Genomic DNA, 18,911 nt, shown 5'->3' with positions numbered 1-18,911 from the left:
TCCTTATGTGGTAGGGGTGCGGGTGAGTGGTGCGAAGGCGTCGAGCACGGCGGTGGTGGCCGACGGGCCGGCGAAGGAAGGCGGATACAGCAGGGTCCGCTCGTACAGACCCGCCCACCGTGCGGCGAACTGGCTGCGGACCTGCTCAGGACTGCCGGCCACGGCGATGGTGTCGATCATCCCGTCCGACACTGCGGCCACCATCGCCTCCAGGTCACCAGCGCGACGCGCCGCCCGGATGGCGCCCGCTTCGTCGGTGAAGCCGTGCAGAGTGAGGATGGAGTCGTAGGTTTTCACCGAGGCGTAGAACGCGATTTGCGCGGCGGCCATCCTGCGAGCACGGTCTTCGTCGGGATCCACCGCGCAGATCACATACCCGGCCACCGGCACTGGCCCGGTGCGTCCGGCGCGGTCGGCGCCCGCCTGCAGCGCAGGCCGCACGGTGTGGCGCAGGTACTCCGGGGTGAACAGTGGATGACCCACCAATCCGTCGGCCACCGCCCCGGCAGCGCGCACCATGCGCGTGTTCACCCCGGCCAGATACACCGGCACCGCTGGCCGCGTCGGGACCGCGACGGGCGCGGTTGGGATCACGTGTGCGCGGTAGAACCGGCCCTCGTGCCGCACCGGCCCCTCGTCCAGCCGCGACAGCCTGCGCAGCAGCGGCACCAGTTCCTCGACCCGGGGTGCGGGATGTTCTCCGGACAGGCTGTGCCAGTCCTGCTGCATGCGCCGTGTTCCCGTGCCCAGTCCGAGGATCAGCCGACCGCCGCACAGTGCGTCCAGATCCCGCGCCTCGATGGCCAGCACCAGGGGGCTGCGCCCGAACGCGTAGGCGATTCCGGTGCCCAGTGTGATCGACTCGGTCACCGCGGCCATCGCCGCCACCGCGACCACCGCCGAGCGGTCGTAGAACTCCGCCGCCCACACCGACTCGAACCCCGCTCGTTCGGCGTCCGCGGCCATCGCCGCCACCTCGTGCACATTCCCACCGGTGCACACGAGCGACAGTCCACGATGCACCGCCGCAGGAGTGGCCGCGTCGCTCGTCATCGACGTTCCCGTTCCCTCGGCCGGTCGGCCATCGCGTCCTGCCCGCGCTCGGGCACAGCACGGGCGTCGTAACCAGCCCGGGCGACCGGGTCAGCGCCGGCGAGGACCCGATCCGCGCCCGAGATCCGCAGCAGGGCGTCGCGCAGCGCACGGGGCGCCAGCACGAGCAGCCGGTTGACCACCGCCAGCGACCGCGGCACGTACACGTCGAACCGCGGCCGACGCAGCACAGCCGTGATCGCGTCGGCCACTTGCTGCGGCGTGACCGGCCGCACCAGCGGGGACTCACCCAGCCCAGTGGCCAATTCGGTCCTTACCACCGTGGGCATCACACACGACACCGCCACCCCACTGCCCCGCAGTTCGGCGCGCAACGCCTCGGACAAGCCCACGACACCGTGTTTGGTGGCGCAATAGGTGGCCGCGCCGGGGAAGCCAACTTTGCCCGCCTGCGAGGCCACGTTGACGATGTGTCCCCGCCCACGCGGAAGCATCCGGCGCAGAGCGTCACGGCTGCCGTGGATCACGGCATGGAGGTTGATCGCCAACTGCCGGGCCGCCACCGACGCCGGCTCGTCACCGAGCGACCCCAACGGCATGATCCCCGCATTGTTGATCAGCACATCCAGCGGTCCGCAGGTCGACTCGACCTCGTCCAGGAACCCGGCGAACGCATCCTGGTCGGTCACATCCACCCGCCAGGCACGGACGGCGGGGTGCTGGTCCGCCAGCCACCCCGGTGGGACATCGAGGTCACCGATCGCGACCGTGGCCCCCGCCGCGGCAAGGGCCTGAGCGGTCGCCAGCCCGATTCCGCGTGAACCCCCGGTGATCGCCACCACCACACCGGCAAGTGCCGGCACGGTCTCCGCGTGCCGTCGGACCTTCCTGCCTCGCTGCGTCACGTCGTATCGCCTCCGTTGCCGACCACCGAATTCTGACAGGAACTACAGTCAGAATGGTTCTGACAGGAACGTATGTCAAGATGGGTGCATGTCGATGCCGAAGCGCAGCTATCGAGGCGTCAGTTCTCAGCAACGCCGCGACCAGCGGCGCGAGCAGCTGTTGGAAGCCGGCTTGGATCTGCTGGGCACCGAAGGGTGGCAGCAGACCACGATGACCGCGGTGTGCGCGCGGGCAGGACTGACCGAGCGGTACTTCTACGAGAGTTTCGCCCACCGTGACGAGCTGCTGCTGGCGGTGCTCGACCGGGTCGCCGAGCGGATCCGTGATGTCGGGCTGCGCGCCCTGGCGACCCCCGGCGGTGATCCCTACCGGAAGGCCACGGCGGCGATCAGCGCGTTCGTCGACCTGCTCACCGGCGATCCGCGCATCGGCCGTGTGGCCATGCTGGAATCCGCCGCCGCCGAGCCGCTGCGCACCCGACGCCACGAACTGCTGCGCGAGTTCGCCCAGCTGATCGCCACCCAGGCCCAGGCTCTGCACGGCGCCGACGCACTCTCCCCACCCCATGACCAGATCGCGGGTCTCCTGCTCACCGGCGGCCTCGCCGAACTGCTCATGGCCTGGCTCAGCGGCGAACTCCCGGTCGACCGCCAGAACATCATCGATGTCGCCGCCACCCTGTTCGCCGCCGCCACCCGGCGAAGCCCATCTCAACCCCGCGACCCGGCCATGCCGGCCGCTACCGAAGGATCGACACGCAATGGCTGACCCCATGCCCATCTCGCTGCCACCGCACCACCCTCAGTGCCTGGGGTGCGGACCGGACAACCCGGCCGGTCTGCACCTGGACGTCCACCGCGACGGGGACACCGTGGTCACCGACATCACCTTCGACCCGCGGCACCGCGGCGCCCCCGGCTTGGCACACGGCGGCGCGATCTCGGCGGCCTGCGACGACCTGTTCGGGTTCGTCCTCTACCTCGTGGAAGAAGTCGCCGTCACCCGCACCTTGACCGTCAACTACCTCGCACCGGTGCCGCTCGGCCAGCCACACCGCATCACCGCACGCCTGCAGCACCGCCATGGCCGGCGACTGCACCTGGAAGCCACCGGCACCGGCCCCGACGGCCTCACCCGGTTCACCGCCGAAGCCCTGTTCCTCACCGTCGACCACAACCACTTCGCCCCCCACGGCGCCGACACCGAGGTGCAGGCCATGTTCACCCACCACCAACCACACGACCGCGAACACCACCACTGAAAGCCGCGCGGACACCGCGGCCGGCGGACGACCGATGATCTTGATGGGTTCGGTGATCTGGTCCGTCGGTTCCGCCGGCACGAACTCGCCTCGAACCGGTCTCAGGATGCCTGGTCCTGGTCACCGATCTCCCAGGCGAACCGGGCCAGCGCGGTATCGGCGGCGCGTCGTCCCGCGTCGATGATGTGGGGAACGTCCGTTCGTGACCATGGGGAATATCGTCGCAGGTCGGGTTCGACGACCAGGATCCCCGTGTCGTCGCGTGCAGCGGCGACGGTCGCGGCGGTGACGCGGCCGGTGCCGGGCCACTGCCAGCCTGGGCGTAGCCGCACGGCGATGACGAGGTCCGCGCCGAGATCTCGGGCGGGTGTGATGGGCAGGTTGTCCGCGAGCGCGCCGTCGACCAGGAGACGACCGTTCCAGGAGACCGGGGGGAACAGTCCGGGGACGGCGATGCTCGCGCGCAGCGCCAGGTCGAGGGGGCCGTTGGTGAGCACGACGGCCGACCGTGTGCGCAGGTCGGTGGCTACCGCGCCGAACCGACGTGGCAAATGCTCGATCCTCGGCTCTGGGCCGAGCACACCGACGGAGACCGACAGGACGGAGCTGTCGAGCAGGGCCAGGCGTGGCGTGAGGGTGAACTTGCCGAAGGTCGCCCAGCCCGCCACGCGGACCCGCTCCTCGATGAGATCCAGCGGCAACCCGGCCGCGAACGCCGCGCCGACGAGCGCTCCGGCGCTCGTGCCCGTGACGATCCGCGGTTCGATGCCCCGCTCGGCGAGTGCATGCAGGACACCAATGTGGGCGGCGCCCAGTGCGGCACCGCCGCCCAGGGCGAGACCAACCCGCGGGGTGGGCATGACGCGACTCCGTACTGTTGATCGAGACGTTCAGCGTGGCGGCATCGGGGTGGACCGCGACGGGTTGAGCGCGTCGAGCAGCAGGCTCAGGTAGCGGCGGCGGGTACGACGGTCGAGGTTGGTGGTGCTGAAGGCGGTGGTGGCGAGGGCGAGCAGCACGGGGATGTCTTCGGGGGTGATGTCGGGGCGGATGTTGCCTGCTTGCTGGGCGGCGCGCAGGATGGGGGTGAAGGTCTGCATGCTGCGGCGGAGCAGTTCGCCGGTGACCTCCGTGAGCTGCCCGATCGCCGCGACCAGGCCGGGTTCTCGCAGGATGAGGTCGCTGATTCGTTCGGCGACGTCAAGCAGGGCCTGCCGGGATGCGCCGGTGTCGGCGAAGGTGGCGAGTGCGGGTTCGATCTCGGTGGCGAAGATCTGGTCGTACACGGCGCAGGCGAGGGATTCCCGGTTGGGGAAGTGCCGGTAGAGGGTCGCGATGCCCACACCGGCCTCGCGCGCGATGTGGGTGAGGGGCCCGGTGCCGTCGCCGGTGGCGAATACCCGGCGCGCGGCGTCGAGGATTCGTGCGATGTTGGACAGCGCGTCCGCGCGTGACGACAGCGACCGTGACGACATCGACTGTGAGGCCATATCGCCGCATCGTCCTCCCGGTTCCTGGGCGCACCCGCCACCCTATGGGTGATAGCTTACTCTCGGTTCGAGAGTTCGCTATCACTTGTTGCCGGGGAGTGTACGTGTCGACGTTGCTGTATCGGGTGGGACGGTTCGCCTTCGGCCGGCCGTGGCGGGTGCTGGGCGCGTGGTTGTTGCTGCTGGCGGTGATCGCGGTCGCGCTGGTGGTGCAGCCTGTGCGGCTGACCAACGAGATCCGGATCGACGGGACTCCGGCGCAGGAGACCATCGACCAGCTGGCGAGGTCGCTGCCGGCGGCCTCGGGTGGGCAGGGTGTGATCGCGTTCGCCGCCGAGGACGGGCAGCGCGTCGACGAGGGGGGCAACCGGGCGGCGGTGCTGGCCGCGGTCGACGGGATCTATGGCGCCGACCATGTCGTGGACGCCCGGCGGATGCTGGCCGAGGAGGCCGCGAAAGGTGCGGACAGCCCGCTGCTGCGTGCGGCCGGCGCGATCGAGCGGGTGCGGTCGGCGAGCGCACCACCGCCGGGCGCGCCGGTACCGCTGGTGATGGACGGCCGGCCCGTTCCCGGGGTGGTCGTGTCGGCCGATCGTAGCGTCGCGTTGGTTCAGTTCCAGTTCGACCGGCAGACCTTCGAATTGCCGGCGGGCACGGTCGACCGGGTCGTGGGCGTCGCCGAGGACGCGGTCGCCGGTGCGCACATCGAGGTGTTGCCGTCGTCGGTCATGCTGCAGGTGCCGGACGTGCTGGGGGTCGGTGAGTTCGTGGGCGTGGTGGTGGCGGCCTTGGTGTTGCTGCTGACCCTCGGCTCCGTGATCGCGGCCGGGCTTCCGCTGGTGACCGCGTTGCTGGGGGTGGGGGTCGGGGTCGGTGGCGCGTTCGCCCTGTCCGCGGTGTTCTCGATGCACTCGGTGACGGTGGTGCTGGCGCTGATGCTCGGTCTCGCGGTCGGGATCGACTACGCGTTGTTCATCGTCAACCGGCAGCGGCGGCTGGTCCTGGACCAGGGCCTGACCGCGCACGAGGCGGCCGGCCGGGCGATGGGCACCGCGGGTAACGCGGTGTTCTTCGCCGGCAGCACGGTCATTATCGCGCTGGTCGGTCTGCTCGTGGTGAACATCCAGATCCTCACCACGATGGCGCTGGTCGCCGCCGCCACCGTCGCGATCGCTGTGCTCGCCGCGCTGACCGCACTGCCCGCGCTGCTCGGTCTGGTCGGGGAACGGATCTGCTCGCCGGCGGCCCGGCGCAGCGCCGAGCGGCGGACCGGAAAGCGGACCCGCCACCCGGTGGCCCACGCCTGGGCCACCACGCTGACCCGCAGGCCGATCGTGGGCGGGGCCGCGGCCATCGCGGTCGCCGCCGTGCTGGCCATACCAGCCCTGGCCATGAACCTCGGCCTGCCCGCGGGTTCCAGCTACGACACCGGCACGCCGCAACGCGACAGCTACGACACCGTGGCCCGCGCGTTCGGTGACGGCTACAACGGCCCGCTGATCCTCGCGGTCACCAGCACCGACGACACCGCGATCCCACCCGAGCGGCTCGCCGGCCTCTACCAGGACCTCTCTGCGACGCACGGGGTGGCCGCGGTGAACCTCGGCGCGCTCAACGACGCCGGCACGACCGCGATCCTGTCCGTCATCCCCGCCACCGGCCCCACCGACGAGGCCACCGCCACCCTCGTCCGGACCCTACGCGACCAGACCGCGCGACTGGCCGCCCACGATGGCGTCACCGATGGGATCACTGTGGGGGTCACCGGGTTCTCCGCGCTGGGTATCGACGTGTCCGACCGGCTCGCCGACGTGCTGCCTATCTATGTGGCGGTCGTGCTCGCGCTCTCGCTGATCGTGCTGCTGCTGGTGTTCCGGTCGATCCTCGTGCCGGTCAAGGCCACCCTCGGTTTCCTGCTCAGCATCGGCGCCGCGCTCGGTGCGACGACCGCGGTGTTCCAGTGGGGCTGGCTGCAGCAGGCCCTGGGGATGGACGCGACCTCTCCCGTGCTGAGCATGCTGCCGATCATCGTCGCGGGCGTGCTGTACGGGCTGGCCATGGACTACGAGATGTTCCTCGTCTCCTCCATGCGCGAGGCCACCCTCCACCACGACCACGGCCGCGACGCGGTCGTGCACGGTTTCGAACAGGCCAGCCGCGTGGTCGTGGCCGCCGCGGTGATCATGTCCGCCGTGTTCGCCGGGTTCGTGTTCAGCCCCGAACCGATGATCGCCCAGATCGGGTTCGCCCTCACCGTCGGTATCCTCATCGACGCGTTCGTCGTCCGGATGACGCTCGTCCCCGCCGTCATGGCCCTCTTCGGCGACCGCGCCTGGTGGCTGCCCCGGTGGCTCTCCCGCGTCCTGCCCAACCTCGACATCGAAGGCGACCGTCTGCACGAGGCTCTGCGCACCCAGAGCCGTGACCAGCCAGCGGCAGCCACGATGATCACCGCACCCCGCGACGACCGTCCGTGAAACGGTAGCGAACCCACCCACCCGAACAGCCGCCGCCGGACAGGTCGGCGTTCCCCTCGCGAAAGCCGCGGACGGGCAGTCCGACAGCGGCGCAACGCCACCGGAACAAAGTCCGGAACAGCAACGGTGCAGGCGCTGTCCCGGCGGCACACCCTTGGCCCCGCCGGGACCTGAAGCGTCCCCGGATGAGCAGGGTGGGGATGGTGATGTGGCGGGCGGCGGTGTCCATGCGGGTGGTGAGGTCGGTGATGGCGGTGGTGTCGCTGATGAACCGGTTCGCCCTGCCCGGTTGGCCGACTTGTGGTGGCGTATCGGTCAGGCCCCGTTCGAGCATGCGATCGATCAGCCCGACGTTGACCGCCTCGGCCTCCAACGCCCGCCGGCAGGCGTCGTTGACCCGATCGGCACCGGGTCAAGTCCAGAGACGTGGTGTATCGAAGGTCACCGCGTAATCCGTGGTCGGGTTATGCGGTGAGGGCTGCTGGGGTGGTGTCCTCCTCGGGGTTGGTGGGCTGGGTGGTGGTGCGGCAGCGGGTCAGGACGTCCAGGCCGAGGTAGCGGCGGCCTTCGATCCATTCGTCGTGTTGTTCGGCCAGGACCGCGCCGACGAGCCGGATGATGGCTTGGCGGTCGGGGAAGATGCCGACCACGTCGGTGCGCCTGCGGATCTCCTTGTTCAGCCCCTCCTGCGGGTTATTGCTCCAGATCTGACGCCAGATCTGCTTGGGGAAAGCGGTGAACGCCAGCAGGTCCGCGCGGGCCGCGTCCAGGTGCTCGGCCACCTTCGGTAGCTTGTGGCTCAACGCGTCGAGCGTCCGGTCGTACTGAGCGGCAACGGATTCGGCGTCGGCTTGGTCGAACACCGAGTGCAGCAGAGTCCGCACCCATGGCCAGGATGCCTTGGGGCACACCGACATCAGGTTCACCGTGTAATGCGTGCGGCAGCGTTGCCAGGACGCGCCGGGCAGGGTCGCGCCGATCGCGGCCACCAGCCCGGCAGGCGGCAGAACGCGTCGTCGTACCAGACGTCGATGCTCAGGAATGGCCGTCCATCGGGCTGTCGGGAAACCTCTCGACGGCCGACCACCTGGTCGTCGCCAAGCGCGTGCCAGCAGCCTCCGCGATACCCAGGCTGACGACGACCTTGCCTCTGCGCGACCGCCTCGGTGACGTTCACGCTCGTGGTCGGCCGTGACTGTCTCGAGTGGGGACGCCGCGCTGGCGGAGTTTGGTCAGCACAGTGGTGTGGTCGACTCCCAGATGTCCGCCGACTCGTGCCAACGACCAGCCAAGGTTGTAAAGGTGGATGGCGTCGTCAACCTGCTCGGGGGAGAGACCGCGCCGCCGCATCGGCACTTGATGTCGGCGAAGGATGTTGCTGACTGTCCGCCGCTCGATGCCGAACCGCGCACCGAGTTCGTAAACGGTTGCTCCGGCCTGGTATCCGGCGATGAGTTCCTGGACCTGGCCAGCGTCGAGCTGGCGTGCCCGTCGTGGTTTGGGCCGGACTACAGGCGGTGGAGCCGGCTCGGTGGGGTCTGGAAGCTTCCTGAGCAGGGTCTTCAGGGCTTCTACCTGGGTTTTTGTGTTGTAGTAAGTTCCCCCAAGGTCCACAGATGAACCCCCAGCGCCACCCCCTAGACACCGCAAAACCGCAGGTCAGCGGCTCGTAGGGGGTGGCGCTGGTGTCGGCGTTTTCGTCAACTTTTCGCTTGTTCCCCTAAGGTGTCCCGCCTCCGGTGTCCTCGGCGTCGGTCTGCCAGCCGTCATTCGGTGAGCGTGGTTCGGCTGCGTGTGGTGATCGTGCGCAGAACTTGGTCGAGTGCGGCTTGAGCGATCGTGGCTGCCGCCTGTTCGGGGTAGGGCCAGACGCAACTGACGTTGATCTCACACAAAACGTAGGTGTCGATGCCGGTGTCGGTTTTGGGGCCGTAGAGGAAGTCGGCGTCCCAGATCACCGGCAGCGCGGCCGTGTCGAGGCCGAGCAGGCTCGGTAGCCGTGGGATCCATTCGGTCTCCAGGGACTCGCGCAGCGGTTGGTACGTGGGGGTGTCCGGGTCTTCCATGCCGCGTGGGTCTGGCCGAACTATCTGGCCGGCATTGAGCAGGGCGGTTGGCCATTGGTGTTGGAATCCGACCAGTTGGCCGTGCACGAAGTAGGCGCGGATCATGCCGTCGGCCAGTCGCTGTTGAAACGGCTGGTCCACGAGGAAGCCGGACCAGGTGAAGTAGCTGCGGCTGTGTCGCAGGAACGCGGTCAAGGTCATCTGCTCGGTGGTGCTGTCGCGGGTTTCGGCGTGCTGGACGCGCACCACCGCGTCCGGGGTGGAGGTGTCGGTCAGTTCGACTTTCCAGACGCCGGTGCCGCCGGTGCCGCGGCCCTGTTTGAGCACCAGGACACGGTGTGCGGCCAGCCGCGGGTTGCGCAGGGCGAACTCGTCCGGGGATCGGTAGAGCGCGGTGTCGGTGCCCCAGCCCAGATCGCGGGTGGAGTACAGGACTTCCTTGGTGCCCATCCGCATGATGACGTCGGGGTGTGCGGATATCCAGACCCCGCAGGCGGACACCTCGCGTAAGAGGGCGTCCAGGTGGGAGCGGTCCGCGCCGTCCTGCAGCGGGTTGACCCACACCAGCACGCCGTCCAGGCCGAGCATCTGCCGGCGAACATCGTCGATCTGGTCGTCCCCGTACACGACGGGTTCGACGGTCACGTCCCGTTCGGCGAACGCCGTGACGAGCGGCGCGAGCCTGGCCTCGGCACAAGCGGACTGGCGGCCCGATGATCGGTCACCACGCGACAGCAGCCCGATCCTGGGCGCCGAAACCGAGTGAGACACACAACCTCCTTCGTGTGGATGCCACGGCGCCGCTGGTCGTGGCGGCTCGGTGAATCAATGCAGCAGGATTCCCAGCGCTCCTGCGGCGACCACGATGTACGGTTCGCCGATTTTGAAGCGCCACAACAGGCCGAGGGTGACGATCGCGATGGCGGCGGTGGTCCAGTCGGTGACGGCCTGGCGGGTGAGGACAACAACGGCACCGCAGAGGGCACCGGCCGCGGCGGCGGTCGCGCCGGTGACGAAGGCTTTGACCTGTTTGTTGTCGCGGTGGCGCAGGAACCAGGGTCCGGGGACGATGACGCCGAGGTAGATCGGGGTGAAGATCGCCACGGTGGCGACGATCGCGCCGGGCAGGCCGGCGACGAGGTAGCCGATGAATCCGGCGGTGATCACGACTGGTCCGGGGGTGATCAGGCCCATCGCGACGGCGTCGAGGAACTGGGCCTGGGTGAGCCAGTGGTGCTGGTTGACGACCCCGTCGCGCAGGAACGGCACGATGGCCAGGCCCGAGCCGAACACGACGGCACCGGTTTTGAGGAAGAACAGGCCGAGCGCGAGCAGCGTTCCGCCACCCACGACGGCACCGAGCGCACCGTAGGGCAACGCGAATGGGAGAGACCGGGACGGGCCGTCGTCCCGTGCGGGCGGTTGCTCGCCGTCCTTTCCGCGCCGGTGCGGCCAGCGCAGGCGCGGCCGGGCGTCGAGCAGGATCATCAGCAGCCCGGCGCCGATGATGACCAGCACGGGTTCGGTCCCGGTGAGGGCGGTGAGCACGAACACCAGCGCGCTGATAGCCCACAGGCGCCAATCGCGGCGGTCGGTCAGCCGCACGAGTTTCACCGCGGCGATGGTGATGATCGCCATCACGGCCGGGGCGATGCCGTAGAACAGCGCCTGCACCACCGGCAGGCCGGCGTAGCGGGAGTACAGAAACCCGACGGTGACGACGATCAGGAACGACGGGGCAATGAACGCCACCGCGACGGCGAGCGCGCCGAGAGGGCCGCGGCGCAGGTAGCCGACCCACATGGCGACCTGGGCGGCGAGCGGGCCGGGCATGGTCTGGCCGAGTGCGACGCCGTCGAGGAAGTCTTGGCGGGCCATCCAGTTCCGCTGTTCGACGAGGTCGCGTTGCATGTAGCCGACGGTGGCGATCGGCCCGCCGAACCCGATGGTGCCCAGTCGCAGGAAGTAGCCCAGGACTCGCGCGAACCCCACCGGTGCTGGGGTGTCCGCGTTGTCGGAGTGTTCGGGTCGCACCTGGCTCACATCTGCACTGTAACCATGGTTACATCGTCTGGCTAGGTGGGTTCGGGGAGTGGGACGAGCCGGTGGGCGTGGTCGAACAGGGCGTGTTCGGCCAGGCGGGCGGTGGCCAGCGCGGCGAGGGCGGTGGCGGCGAGCAGCATGTACATCACGACGATCTGGTAGCGGATCGCGGTGAGCGGGTCGACCCCGGCCAGAATCAGCCCGGTCATCGCGCCGGGCAGGCTGATTAGTCCGACGACCTTGGTCGAGTCGATCGCGGGCAGCAGCGCGGTGCGCAACGCGGAGCGCTGGTGCGGCAGGAACGCCTCGCGGGCGGGCAACCCGAGGCAGAGCCGGGCCTCGATGGCCGGGCGGGCCTGCTGGACGTCCTCGCACAGCCGGCGGAGAGCCACCCCGGCGGCCTGCATCGCGCCGGAGACGATCATGCCGCCGACCGGGACCACCACACGGGCTTCGGCGGAGATCACGCCGAGAGCCAGCAGCGCGCCGAGGGTCACGACGCTGCCGGTGGCGACTCCGGCGGTGGCCGCTATCCGAGCGCGGGGCAGGCCGGTGCCACGGTGGCCGGCGACCTGCCCGGCGACGAGGATCATGATGACGACCCAGGCGAACCCGCCGGGCAGCCCGGCGTGGGCGAAGATCACCAGCAGCAGCGCGCCGACCGCGATCAACTGCACCCCGGCGCGCATGGACGCGATGATCAGCTCGCGGGTCAGGTGCAGGCGCTGCCGGCAAGCGACTGCGGCGGCGAGGGCCACGAGGACCAGGGAAGCGGCGACACCGCCCCAACCCAGTTCGGCCAGTCCGGTCATCGCCCGGCCTCCAGGTAGTCGATCTCGTCGGGGTGCCCGTGCGCGATCAGGTGGCCGTGCTCGAGGACCAGCACGGTGTCGGCGATGCCGCGCACGACGGCGAGGTCGTGGCTGACCAGCACCACGGTCCCGCCTGCGGCGACGTGATCGCGGGCGGCCTCGACGATCACGCCGCTGCTCACGCCGTCCAGCCCAGAGGTGGGTTCGTCCAGCAACAGCACCTCGGGTTCGACGGCCAGCGCCCGCGCGAGGCACACCCGTTGTGCCTCGCCGCCGGACAGTTCACTCGTGCGGCGCTGCGCGAAACCGGCGGGCAGCCCGACGCGTTCCAGAAGCTCGCACATGCGGTGGTCGCCGAGTGTGGGCTGTCCGAGGCGCAGGTCGCCGGCCACGCGGTCGGTGAGCAGGACGGGTTGTTGGGCGACCAGGCCGACGCGGCGGCGCAGGTCGAGCACGTCAAGGTCGGAGATGGGGATGCCGTCGAGCAGGATCTGGCCGCTGCCGGGGTCGTCCAGCCGGTTGAGCAGGCGCAGCAGGGTGGATTTGCCAGCCCCGCTGGGACCGACCACTGCCGTGCAATGGCCGACGGGCAGGTGGGCGCTGACCGCGTCGAGCAGCCGGGTCTCGCCGCGGGTCACCGTGACCTGGTCGAGGAGAAAGCCGCTGTTCGTGGTCACCCGGAAGCCGGAATCGGTGTGGGTGCGGCGCGCAGGGTGAGGGTGACGGTGGTGCCGCCGTCGGGGTGGTTGGTGGCAGTGACCCGGCCGCCGTTGCGGCGGGCGAGTGCGGCGACGATGGCCAAGCCGAGGCCGGTGCCGCCGCGGGTGCGGGCGTCGTCGGCGCGGGTGAAACGGTCGAAGGCGCGGGGCAGGAAGTCAGGGTCGAAGCCCGGACCGTGGTCGCGGACTTCGACGGTCATCGTGCCCTGCGACCTGGTCGTGGCGGCGGGCTGGACCGTGATGATGATCGGTGGCCGGCCGTGCTGCACGGCGTTGTCGATCAGGTTGGCCATGGCGCGGTCGAGATCGTCCGCGTCGGTACGCACGGAGAGCCCCGGCGCGCTGTCCAGGATCACCTCGCGCTCACCCGTGCTGGTGCGGTAGCGGGCGATCACCGATTCGATTACTGGCCGCACCTCGACGACCTCGGGCGAGCGGCTCGTGATGCCGACATGATCGATGCTCGCCTGGTCGGTGCGGGCCAGCAGGAGGAGGTCTTGCGCCAGGCGGGACAGGCGCCCGGTTTCCTCCAACGCCGAGCCAAGCGCGGCGGTCAGCTCTCGTGCGGTGCGGGGGCGGCGCAGCGCGAGTTCGAGTTCGGTGGTCAGCAAGCTCAGCGGGGTGCGTAGGTCGTGACTGGCGTCGGCGACGAACTGCCGTTCCCGTTCCAGAGCGGCGTGCAGCCGGTCGAGCAGATCGTTGAAGGTGATCCCCAGGCGGGAGATCTCGTCTCGCGCGGCGGGCACGGGCAGTCGCTGGTCCGGTGCTTCGGCGGTGATCGCGGCGGCGCGGGCCCGCATCCGTTCTACCGGACGCAGGGCGGCGGCGGCCAGCAGGTAGGCCCCGACGGCCGAAGCCAGCAGCGCAAGCGGGAGCCCGATCAGCAGTTCCTGGCGCAAGTCCGCTACCGCGGCGTCCCGGTCGGACAGGGTGACCGCGACGACCGCGATCCGGCTGCCATCGCCGGTGGGGGCGGCGCCGATGCGCACCGGCCCGTCCAGCATCCCGGCTGCCGCGTGATCCACCAGCACGCGGCCGCGCTGGGCCGAGGCCAGCTCCGCCGGAGTCAGCAGCGGCTCTGGGACTTCCGGCGACGCGGCGACGAGGTGACCGGTCAGGTCAAGCACCTGCTGGCCGGTGTCGCGGCTGACCCCGGACAGCACCGGCGTGGCCGTAGCCGCAATCGGCTGCAGGTCGCTCAGCCGGTAGGTCAGTGCTTCGGTGATCGAGGCGTCCAGTGAGGACCGCGTGTGGGACACCGTCGCGAACCCGACGCCGAGCAGCACCACCGCCATCAACACGATGAACGCCGTCGTGAGCCGGATCCGCGTCGGCCAGCGCCACGGCCTCACGGCCGCGGGTCCGTTCGTCCGCCCTCGGCGCGCAGCCGGTAGCCGGCCCCGCGCACGGTCTCCAGCGACACCACGCCGAACGCCCGGTCGATCTTCTCCCGCAACGCGCGGATGTGGACCTCGACCACATTGGAATGGGACTCGTAGGCGAAGTCCCAGCAGTGCTCCAGCAACATCTCGCGAGTGAGCACCGCTCCCGGCCGGCGCAGGAACATCTCCAGCAGCGCGTACTCCTTGGCCGTCAGCACGATCTCGGTCTCACCGCGCCAGCACCGGCGGCTCGCCGGATCCGCCCGCAGATCCCCAGCGCCCAGCACAGTGGGACGCGCGAGGGGGCCGCGGCGGGTCAGGGCGCGCAGCCGGGCGAACAGCTCGTCGAGATGGAAGGGCTTGGTCAAGTAGTCGTCCGCGCCGCCATCGAGGCCGGCGATCCGGTCGGGGACGGCGTCACGGGCGGTGAGCATCAGCACCGGCACCCACACCCCGTCTCGGCGCAGCCGTCGGCACACCTCGAATCCCGACAGCCTGGGCAGCATCACGTCCAGCACCACCGCGTCGTAGTCCCGGCTGATGGCCGCCCCGAACCCCTCGGCCCCGTCAGTCGCGATGTCGACGGCGTAGCCCTCCTCTTCCAGGCCGCGGCGCAGCAGGCCGGCCATCTTCGGCTCGTCCTCCACCACCAGCACCCGCACCCGTCCGACACCTCCGATCCGGCACCCGCCAGCGGCAGCGTCGCACCACCGGCGGGTGAATTCCGCGGCGTCTTCATCGTGGCTTCATCTCCACGGACTACTCATGCTCAGGCAACCACGGTTACACGCTAGTTGAACAGGAGAGACCGGTGAACCACAAGACGAAGATCGGGATCGGGATCGCCGCCGGCGTCCTGGTCCTGTCCGGCGGCGCGATCGGCATCGCCTCCGCCGTCGGTGGTGACGGCGACGAGGTCAGCGGTAGCACCGCCGACCAGGCACGCGCCGCCGCCGTGCAAGCGGTTCCCGGCGGAAAGGCCGGCGCCGTCGACGCCGAAACCAACGAGGGCGCCGCCGTCTACGGCGTCACCGTCACCAAGCCCGACGGCAGCGCGGTCGAGGTCCACCTGGACAAGGACTTCCACGTCCTGGGCACCCAAGCCCCAGACCAGGACCGCGACGGCGACGACGGCTGACCCCACGATCATCTGACCGACGACATCCGAGGAGCACACCAGACATGCCGTTCATCACCGCCGGCGTGGCCCGGCGCGCGGTCGCGCCGCTGGCTGCGCTGCTGCTGGTGGCGTTGGCCGCCTGTGGTACCCCCACCAGCGCGGCCGGCCCCGGCGCAGACACCGACAGTGACACCACCCATGGCCGTCACCAGCCGATTCCCACCACCGAGGCGGACTGGAAACCAGTCACCGACGCCCTGGGCCGGACCGGGAAGTTCGGCGACGGCAACACCGTGTACCGGATCCCGTTGCCCCGCAACGATCTGCGGGTCACCTCCGGCGGGGTCGCGATCAAACCCGGCCTGTCGCTCGGCGGGTACGCCGCCTTCGCCAAGTACCACGACGGGGTCATGCTCATGGGCGACCTGGTCGTCACCGAGGCCGAGCTGCCCAAGGTCACCGACGCGCTGCAGGCGCACGGGATCGAGCAGACCGCGCTGCACAAGCACCTGCTGCAGCAGGACCCGCCGATCTGGTGGACCCACATCCACGCCATGGGCGACAACCCCGCAGCGCTTGCCCAAGGGGTGAAGGCCGCGCTGGATGCCACTGCGATCCCGCCCGCCGCCGCGCCACCGGGTCAGCAGCCGCCGGTCGACCTGGACACCGCCGGTATCGACAAAGTGTTGGGGCGCAAGGGAACTGCCGACGGTGGGCTCTACAAGTTCACCGTCGCCCGCAAGGAGACCATCACCGACGACGGGCACGTCCTGCCGCCCACGTTCGGCGTGACCACCGGCATCAACTTCCAGCCCGTCGGCGGCGGCAAAGCGGCGATCAACGGCGACTTCGTCATGACCGCACCCGAGGTGCAGCAGGTGATCCAGGCATTGCGCAAGGGCGGCATTTCCCTGGTCGAGGTGCACAACCACAGCTTCACCGAACAACCCCGGCTGTTCTACGCCCACTTCTCTACGCCCACTTCTGGGCCGTCGACGACGGTGTCACGCTGGCCAAGGCGCTGCGGCCCGCGCTGGACGCCACCAATCTCCAACCCCCCAGCTGATCTCACGGTCCCCGCGGCGGCTGCCCGTGCCACAGCGGGAACCGGGCAGTCGCCGCGATATCAGCTCAGGTCAGCTGTGCGGAACCTCCGCGCGAACCGTCCGCACCGTACCGGCCGCCACCCGTACGGAACCCCACGAAAGGCCCGTCGCGTGCTCACCCCGCTCAGCTACCCCGAACTGCTCGGCGGCGCAACCATGACCGCGGTCCTCGAAGTCCTGCTCATGCTGGCCGTACCCAAATGGCGCCGGCCCGGTCTCATCGCGACCACCGCGGCCATCGGATTCCTGGTCCCGGCCGGCTGGCAGATCGTGCTGAAACTCACCCACTCCTACGAGTTCTACACCGACCTGCCCTTGAAGATATTCCCGATCAGCTGGCAGGACACCGGCAGCGGCATCGCCACCTACACGGTGCGCTCGCTCCTGCTCACCTTCGGTCCGATGCGCAACCAGCCCGCGCGTGACGTGGCCAACCTGTCGATGGCCACTGGAGCCGTCGCGCTCCTCGTCGACATCTACCTCTACTGAGCCGACAACCCAGCCCGGCACCTACGGGGCGGGTTCTCGCTCCAGCAGCGCGGGACGACCGCCCGTGCCCGTCGGCACTGGGTAGAAGCTGTGGTGTGTGGTCGGGTCGACCGCCACCACGTGGGCGCCGTCGGCCAGGTGCGTCGAGCCCGCCACGGTCAACCGGCGCTCGCTCAGGTCCAACAGAGTCACTGTGCCGCTCTCCGCGGCGACATACAACCGATGCGCGCTCTGGTCGTAGGCCAGCACATCCGGATCCTCACCGACCCGATCGGTCCCGGTCACCTGCCAGCCGGTCAGGTCGATCGTCAACAGGGTCGCGTTGCCGTCGCACGCGACGAACGCCAGCCGGTCAGTCGCGTCCAGGGCGAGGCCGTGATCGTGCTCGCAGCCCGGCAACGGCACCCGTCGCTCGACGACCAGGTAGGCTGGGTCGATCACGGCGAGTTCATTGTGGCCCTGGACCGCCACCAGTATCCGGTCGCTCGTCGGGTCGTAGACGACGTTGCCGACCTCGCCACCCAACGTCACGGTGCCGCGCACCGCGCCGGTGGTGGCGTCGATCACGGTCTCCGAACCGCCGGACTCATTCGTTGTCCAGATCGCGCCCCGCCGCGGGTCGTAGGCCAGCCCGTCCGGGTAGTCACCCGTCGCCGCCTGCGTGAGCACTGCGCCGGTGTCCTCGTCCAGTGCGACCATCTGGTTCGCGCCGGTCGCGGTCGCGAACACCAGGTGCAGCGCGGGCACCACCAGCACCCCGTGCACCTGCGCGAGGTTCGGGATTGTGCGCACAACCCGGTGCGCGCGGATGTCGACTTCGACGACCTCGCCGGCGCCCAGGTGCGCCACGAACAGCAGGCCGCGATCGGCGTCCAGGCTCGCGTAGTCGAACCGCGAGGAATCACCCGGCAACGCCACCTCACCAGCTAGTCGCAACGGCAATGTCGCCGCCGACGGCTGGCCACCGCCGCTCCGGGTGATCACCACGAGCGTCACCACCAGCGCCACGACCAGGGCACCTGCCGCTGCCAGCAGCCAGCGGGACCGCGCGGACAGCGGCATCGCACCTGCCTCTCCTACCAAGGTCGCCAGACTCAGAGCAACCAAGGTTACAGTGCATGTGGTGGTGTCCCGGTGTGTTGCGTGGAGGTGGTGGTCATGACGGTCCAGCCATCCCGGCCGGGCGCGCCCGGCGAGTGGGTGCTGCTGTCCTACCGGATCCCTCGAGAGCCTTCGACACCCCGGATCACGATCTGGCGCAAGCTCAAGCGGCTCGGCGTCGCCCAGATCTCCGACGGCCTGGTTGCCCTGCCGGCCGACGCCCGCACCCGCGAGCACCTGGACTGGATCGCCGACGAGATCCTCGACGCCGGCGGCAACGCCTCCGTCTGGATCGCCCACCCCGGCACCACCGCCACCGAACGCGACCTGGCCACCGCGATGGCCACCGCCCGCGCCGCCGAATACACCAAAGTCATCACCGAAGCCACCGCCGCGGCAGGCCGCGACGAGACCTCCCGGCTGTCGCTGGCCCGGCGCCTACGCGCCGAACTGCGCCGCATCCACCGCCGCGACTACTTTCCGCCCGCAGAGCGTGACCAGGCCAACGCCGCCGTCAACGCACTCACCCAGCCCATCCCGCACCCGGAGGAACAACCGTCGTGAAGTGGGCCACCCGCGCCAGCATCCACATCGACCGCGCCGCCTGCGCCTGGCTCATCCGCCGCCACATCGATCCCGACGCTGAGTTCGTCTTCGTCACCGATCCCGCCGAGGTGCCCGCCAACGCCACCGCATTCGACATGCGCGGCGTCGAGCTTGGCCACCACCAGGGCGATTGCAGCTTCGAAACGATCCTGCGCCATTACCACCTCGACGACCCCGTGCTGTGGCGCATCGCCCAGATCATCCACGAAGCCGACCTCGACGACGAACGCTACGACGCACCCGAAGCCCCCGGCCTCGACGTCGCCCTACGGGGCCTATT

Annotated in this window: 20 protein-coding genes and 1 pseudogene; 8 read left to right on the top strand and 13 right to left on the bottom strand. The window is 69.9% G+C overall.

Going from position 1 to position 18,911, the window contains the following annotated elements; translation table 11 throughout:
• Positions 1 to 3 precede the first annotated feature (3 nt).
• Both BA062_RS39230 and BA062_RS39225 read right to left on the bottom strand, forming a co-directional pair.
• On the bottom strand, positions 4 to 1,053 hold the full coding sequence (locus BA062_RS39230) for an LLM class flavin-dependent oxidoreductase (RefSeq protein WP_110344178.1): 1,050 nt from the start codon (positions 1,051 to 1,053) through the stop codon (positions 4 to 6).
• Entirely contained in the window at positions 1,050 to 1,916 is an 867-nt protein-coding gene (locus tag BA062_RS39225; protein WP_110344202.1) for an SDR family oxidoreductase, read from the bottom strand. The genes BA062_RS39230 and BA062_RS39225 overlap by 4 nt, the downstream gene beginning before the upstream one ends.
• A 130-nt stretch (positions 1,917 to 2,046) precedes the next feature.
• Between BA062_RS39225 and BA062_RS39220 the strand changes: the two genes are divergently transcribed.
• Positions 2,047 to 2,727 carry a TetR/AcrR family transcriptional regulator gene (locus tag BA062_RS39220; protein WP_110344177.1) on the top strand — a complete coding sequence of 227 codons (681 nt, stop codon included), beginning with the start codon at positions 2,047 to 2,049 and terminating at the stop codon, positions 2,725 to 2,727.
• A complete protein-coding gene (locus BA062_RS39215; RefSeq protein ID WP_110344176.1) occupies positions 2,720 to 3,220 on the top strand; it encodes a PaaI family thioesterase in 501 nt (166 codons plus the stop codon). Before BA062_RS39220 ends, BA062_RS39215 begins: the two co-directional genes overlap by 8 nt.
• A 101-nt stretch (positions 3,221 to 3,321) precedes the next feature.
• Here the strand turns inward: BA062_RS39215 and BA062_RS39210 are convergent, their stop codons facing one another.
• Both BA062_RS39210 and BA062_RS41145 read right to left on the bottom strand, forming a co-directional pair.
• A complete protein-coding gene (locus BA062_RS39210) occupies positions 3,322 to 4,080 on the bottom strand; it encodes a patatin-like phospholipase family protein (protein ID WP_110344175.1) in 759 nt (252 codons plus the stop codon).
• Between the two features lie 30 nt (positions 4,081 to 4,110).
• Positions 4,111 to 4,710 carry a TetR/AcrR family transcriptional regulator gene (locus BA062_RS41145; protein ID WP_281271684.1) on the bottom strand — a complete coding sequence of 200 codons (600 nt, stop codon included), beginning with the start codon at positions 4,708 to 4,710 and terminating at the stop codon, positions 4,111 to 4,113.
• A gap of 104 nt (positions 4,711 to 4,814) precedes the next feature.
• On the opposite strand from BA062_RS41145, the gene BA062_RS39200 reads away from it, so the two are divergent.
• Positions 4,815 to 7,187: an MMPL family transporter gene (locus BA062_RS39200; RefSeq protein WP_110344174.1), complete on the top strand. Its 2,373-nt coding sequence runs from the start codon at positions 4,815 to 4,817 to the stop codon at positions 7,185 to 7,187.
• Here BA062_RS39200 and BA062_RS39195 read toward each other — a convergent pair.
• Positions 7,159 to 7,560, bottom strand: a complete 402-nt coding sequence (locus BA062_RS39195; RefSeq protein ID WP_110344173.1) for a hypothetical protein — start codon at positions 7,558 to 7,560, stop codon at positions 7,159 to 7,161. The two genes, BA062_RS39200 and BA062_RS39195, sit on opposite strands and share 29 nt — an antisense overlap.
• A 91-nt stretch (positions 7,561 to 7,651) precedes the next feature.
• A pseudogene (locus tag BA062_RS39190) lies at positions 7,652 to 8,182 on the bottom strand (transposase); the annotation flags it as partial.
• A 307-nt stretch (positions 8,183 to 8,489) separates the two neighbouring features.
• Here BA062_RS39190 and BA062_RS40155 point away from each other — a divergent pair.
• Positions 8,490 to 8,807 (top strand): hypothetical protein, encoded by a 318-nt coding sequence (locus tag BA062_RS40155; protein ID WP_168214222.1) that lies wholly within the window; start codon positions 8,490 to 8,492, stop codon positions 8,805 to 8,807.
• Positions 8,808 to 8,953: 146 nt separating this feature from the next.
• On the opposite strand, the gene BA062_RS39175 is transcribed toward BA062_RS40155, so the two are convergent.
• The 6 genes from BA062_RS39175 to BA062_RS39150 all read right to left on the bottom strand — a co-directional run bounded on the left by BA062_RS39175 (position 8,954) and on the right by BA062_RS39150 (position 14,871).
• Complete coding sequence (locus BA062_RS39175) at positions 8,954 to 10,024, bottom strand: Cj0069 family protein (RefSeq protein WP_110344170.1); 1,071 nt, start codon at positions 10,022 to 10,024, stop codon at positions 8,954 to 8,956.
• A gap of 54 nt (positions 10,025 to 10,078) precedes the next feature.
• Complete coding sequence (gene chrA / locus BA062_RS39170) at positions 10,079 to 11,296, bottom strand: chromate efflux transporter (RefSeq protein ID WP_210407128.1); 1,218 nt, start codon at positions 11,294 to 11,296, stop codon at positions 10,079 to 10,081.
• A 32-nt stretch (positions 11,297 to 11,328) separates the two neighbouring features.
• A complete protein-coding gene (locus tag BA062_RS39165; protein WP_110344169.1) occupies positions 11,329 to 12,108 on the bottom strand; it encodes an ABC transporter permease in 780 nt (259 codons plus the stop codon).
• On the bottom strand, positions 12,105 to 12,785 hold the full coding sequence (locus tag BA062_RS39160; protein ID WP_110344168.1) for an ABC transporter ATP-binding protein: 681 nt from the start codon (positions 12,783 to 12,785) through the stop codon (positions 12,105 to 12,107). The genes BA062_RS39165 and BA062_RS39160 overlap by 4 nt, the downstream gene beginning before the upstream one ends.
• Positions 12,782 to 14,113: a sensor histidine kinase gene (locus tag BA062_RS39155; RefSeq protein WP_168214221.1), complete on the bottom strand. Its 1,332-nt coding sequence runs from the start codon at positions 14,111 to 14,113 to the stop codon at positions 12,782 to 12,784. Before BA062_RS39155 ends, BA062_RS39160 begins: the two co-directional genes overlap by 4 nt.
• Positions 14,114 to 14,175: 62 nt before the next feature.
• Positions 14,176 to 14,871 (bottom strand): response regulator transcription factor, encoded by a 696-nt coding sequence (locus tag BA062_RS39150; RefSeq protein WP_110344166.1) that lies wholly within the window; start codon positions 14,869 to 14,871, stop codon positions 14,176 to 14,178.
• Between the two features lie 149 nt (positions 14,872 to 15,020).
• On the opposite strand from BA062_RS39150, the gene BA062_RS39145 reads away from it, so the two are divergent.
• Together BA062_RS39145 and BA062_RS40395 are read left to right on the top strand one after the other, a co-directional pair.
• Positions 15,021 to 15,347, top strand: a complete 327-nt coding sequence (locus BA062_RS39145) for a PepSY domain-containing protein (protein ID WP_210407127.1) — start codon at positions 15,021 to 15,023, stop codon at positions 15,345 to 15,347.
• A gap of 65 nt (positions 15,348 to 15,412) precedes the next feature.
• Positions 15,413 to 16,924: a DUF1259 domain-containing protein gene (locus BA062_RS40395; RefSeq protein WP_210407126.1), complete on the top strand. Its 1,512-nt coding sequence runs from the start codon at positions 15,413 to 15,415 to the stop codon at positions 16,922 to 16,924.
• Between the two features lie 21 nt (positions 16,925 to 16,945).
• Here BA062_RS40395 and BA062_RS39130 read toward each other — a convergent pair whose 3' ends face one another.
• On the bottom strand, positions 16,946 to 17,986 hold the full coding sequence (locus BA062_RS39130) for a YncE family protein (RefSeq protein ID WP_110344164.1): 1,041 nt from the start codon (positions 17,984 to 17,986) through the stop codon (positions 16,946 to 16,948).
• 96 nt (positions 17,987 to 18,082) lie between these two features.
• Between BA062_RS39130 and BA062_RS39125 the strand changes: the two genes are divergently transcribed.
• Both BA062_RS39125 and BA062_RS39120 read left to right on the top strand, forming a co-directional pair.
• Positions 18,083 to 18,589, top strand: coding sequence for a Chromate resistance protein ChrB (locus BA062_RS39125; RefSeq protein WP_110344198.1), 507 nt, complete (start codon positions 18,083 to 18,085; stop codon positions 18,587 to 18,589).
• A partial coding sequence (locus BA062_RS39120; protein WP_110344197.1) for a chromate resistance protein ChrB domain-containing protein occupies positions 18,586 to 18,911 on the top strand: 326 nt, incomplete at its 3' end. The genes BA062_RS39125 and BA062_RS39120, both read left to right, overlap by 4 nt.

It is taken from the genome of Prauserella flavalba (assembly GCF_003202235.1).
GTDB classification, from domain to species: domain Bacteria; phylum Actinomycetota; class Actinomycetes; order Mycobacteriales; family Pseudonocardiaceae; genus Prauserella_A; species Prauserella_A flavalba.
The sequence above is the reverse complement of the archived record's forward strand: the minus strand, read 5'-3'. Positions and strand labels throughout refer to the sequence as shown.

What these genes read in the sequence shown, in the direction of transcription:
- BA062_RS39230 (WP_110344178.1), bottom strand. Translation starts at nt 1,053, where the DNA reads ATGACGAGCGACGCGGCCACTCCTGCGGCGGTGCATCGTGGACTGTCG.
- BA062_RS39220 (WP_110344177.1), top strand. Translation starts at nt 2,047, where the DNA reads ATGTCGATGCCGAAGCGCAGCTATCGAGGCGTCAGTTCTCAGCAACGC.
- BA062_RS39215 (WP_110344176.1), top strand. Translation starts at nt 2,720, where the DNA reads ATGGCTGACCCCATGCCCATCTCGCTGCCACCGCACCACCCTCAGTGC.
- BA062_RS39210 (WP_110344175.1), bottom strand. Translation starts at nt 4,080, where the DNA reads ATGCCCACCCCGCGGGTTGGTCTCGCCCTGGGCGGCGGTGCCGCACTG.
- BA062_RS41145 (WP_281271684.1), bottom strand. Translation starts at nt 4,710, where the DNA reads ATGGCCTCACAGTCGATGTCGTCACGGTCGCTGTCGTCACGCGCGGAC.
- BA062_RS39165 (WP_110344169.1), bottom strand. Translation starts at nt 12,108, where the DNA reads ATGACCGGACTGGCCGAACTGGGTTGGGGCGGTGTCGCCGCTTCCCTG.
- BA062_RS39130 (WP_110344164.1), bottom strand. Translation starts at nt 17,986, where the DNA reads ATGCCGCTGTCCGCGCGGTCCCGCTGGCTGCTGGCAGCGGCAGGTGCC.
- BA062_RS39125 (WP_110344198.1), top strand. Translation starts at nt 18,083, where the DNA reads ATGACGGTCCAGCCATCCCGGCCGGGCGCGCCCGGCGAGTGGGTGCTG.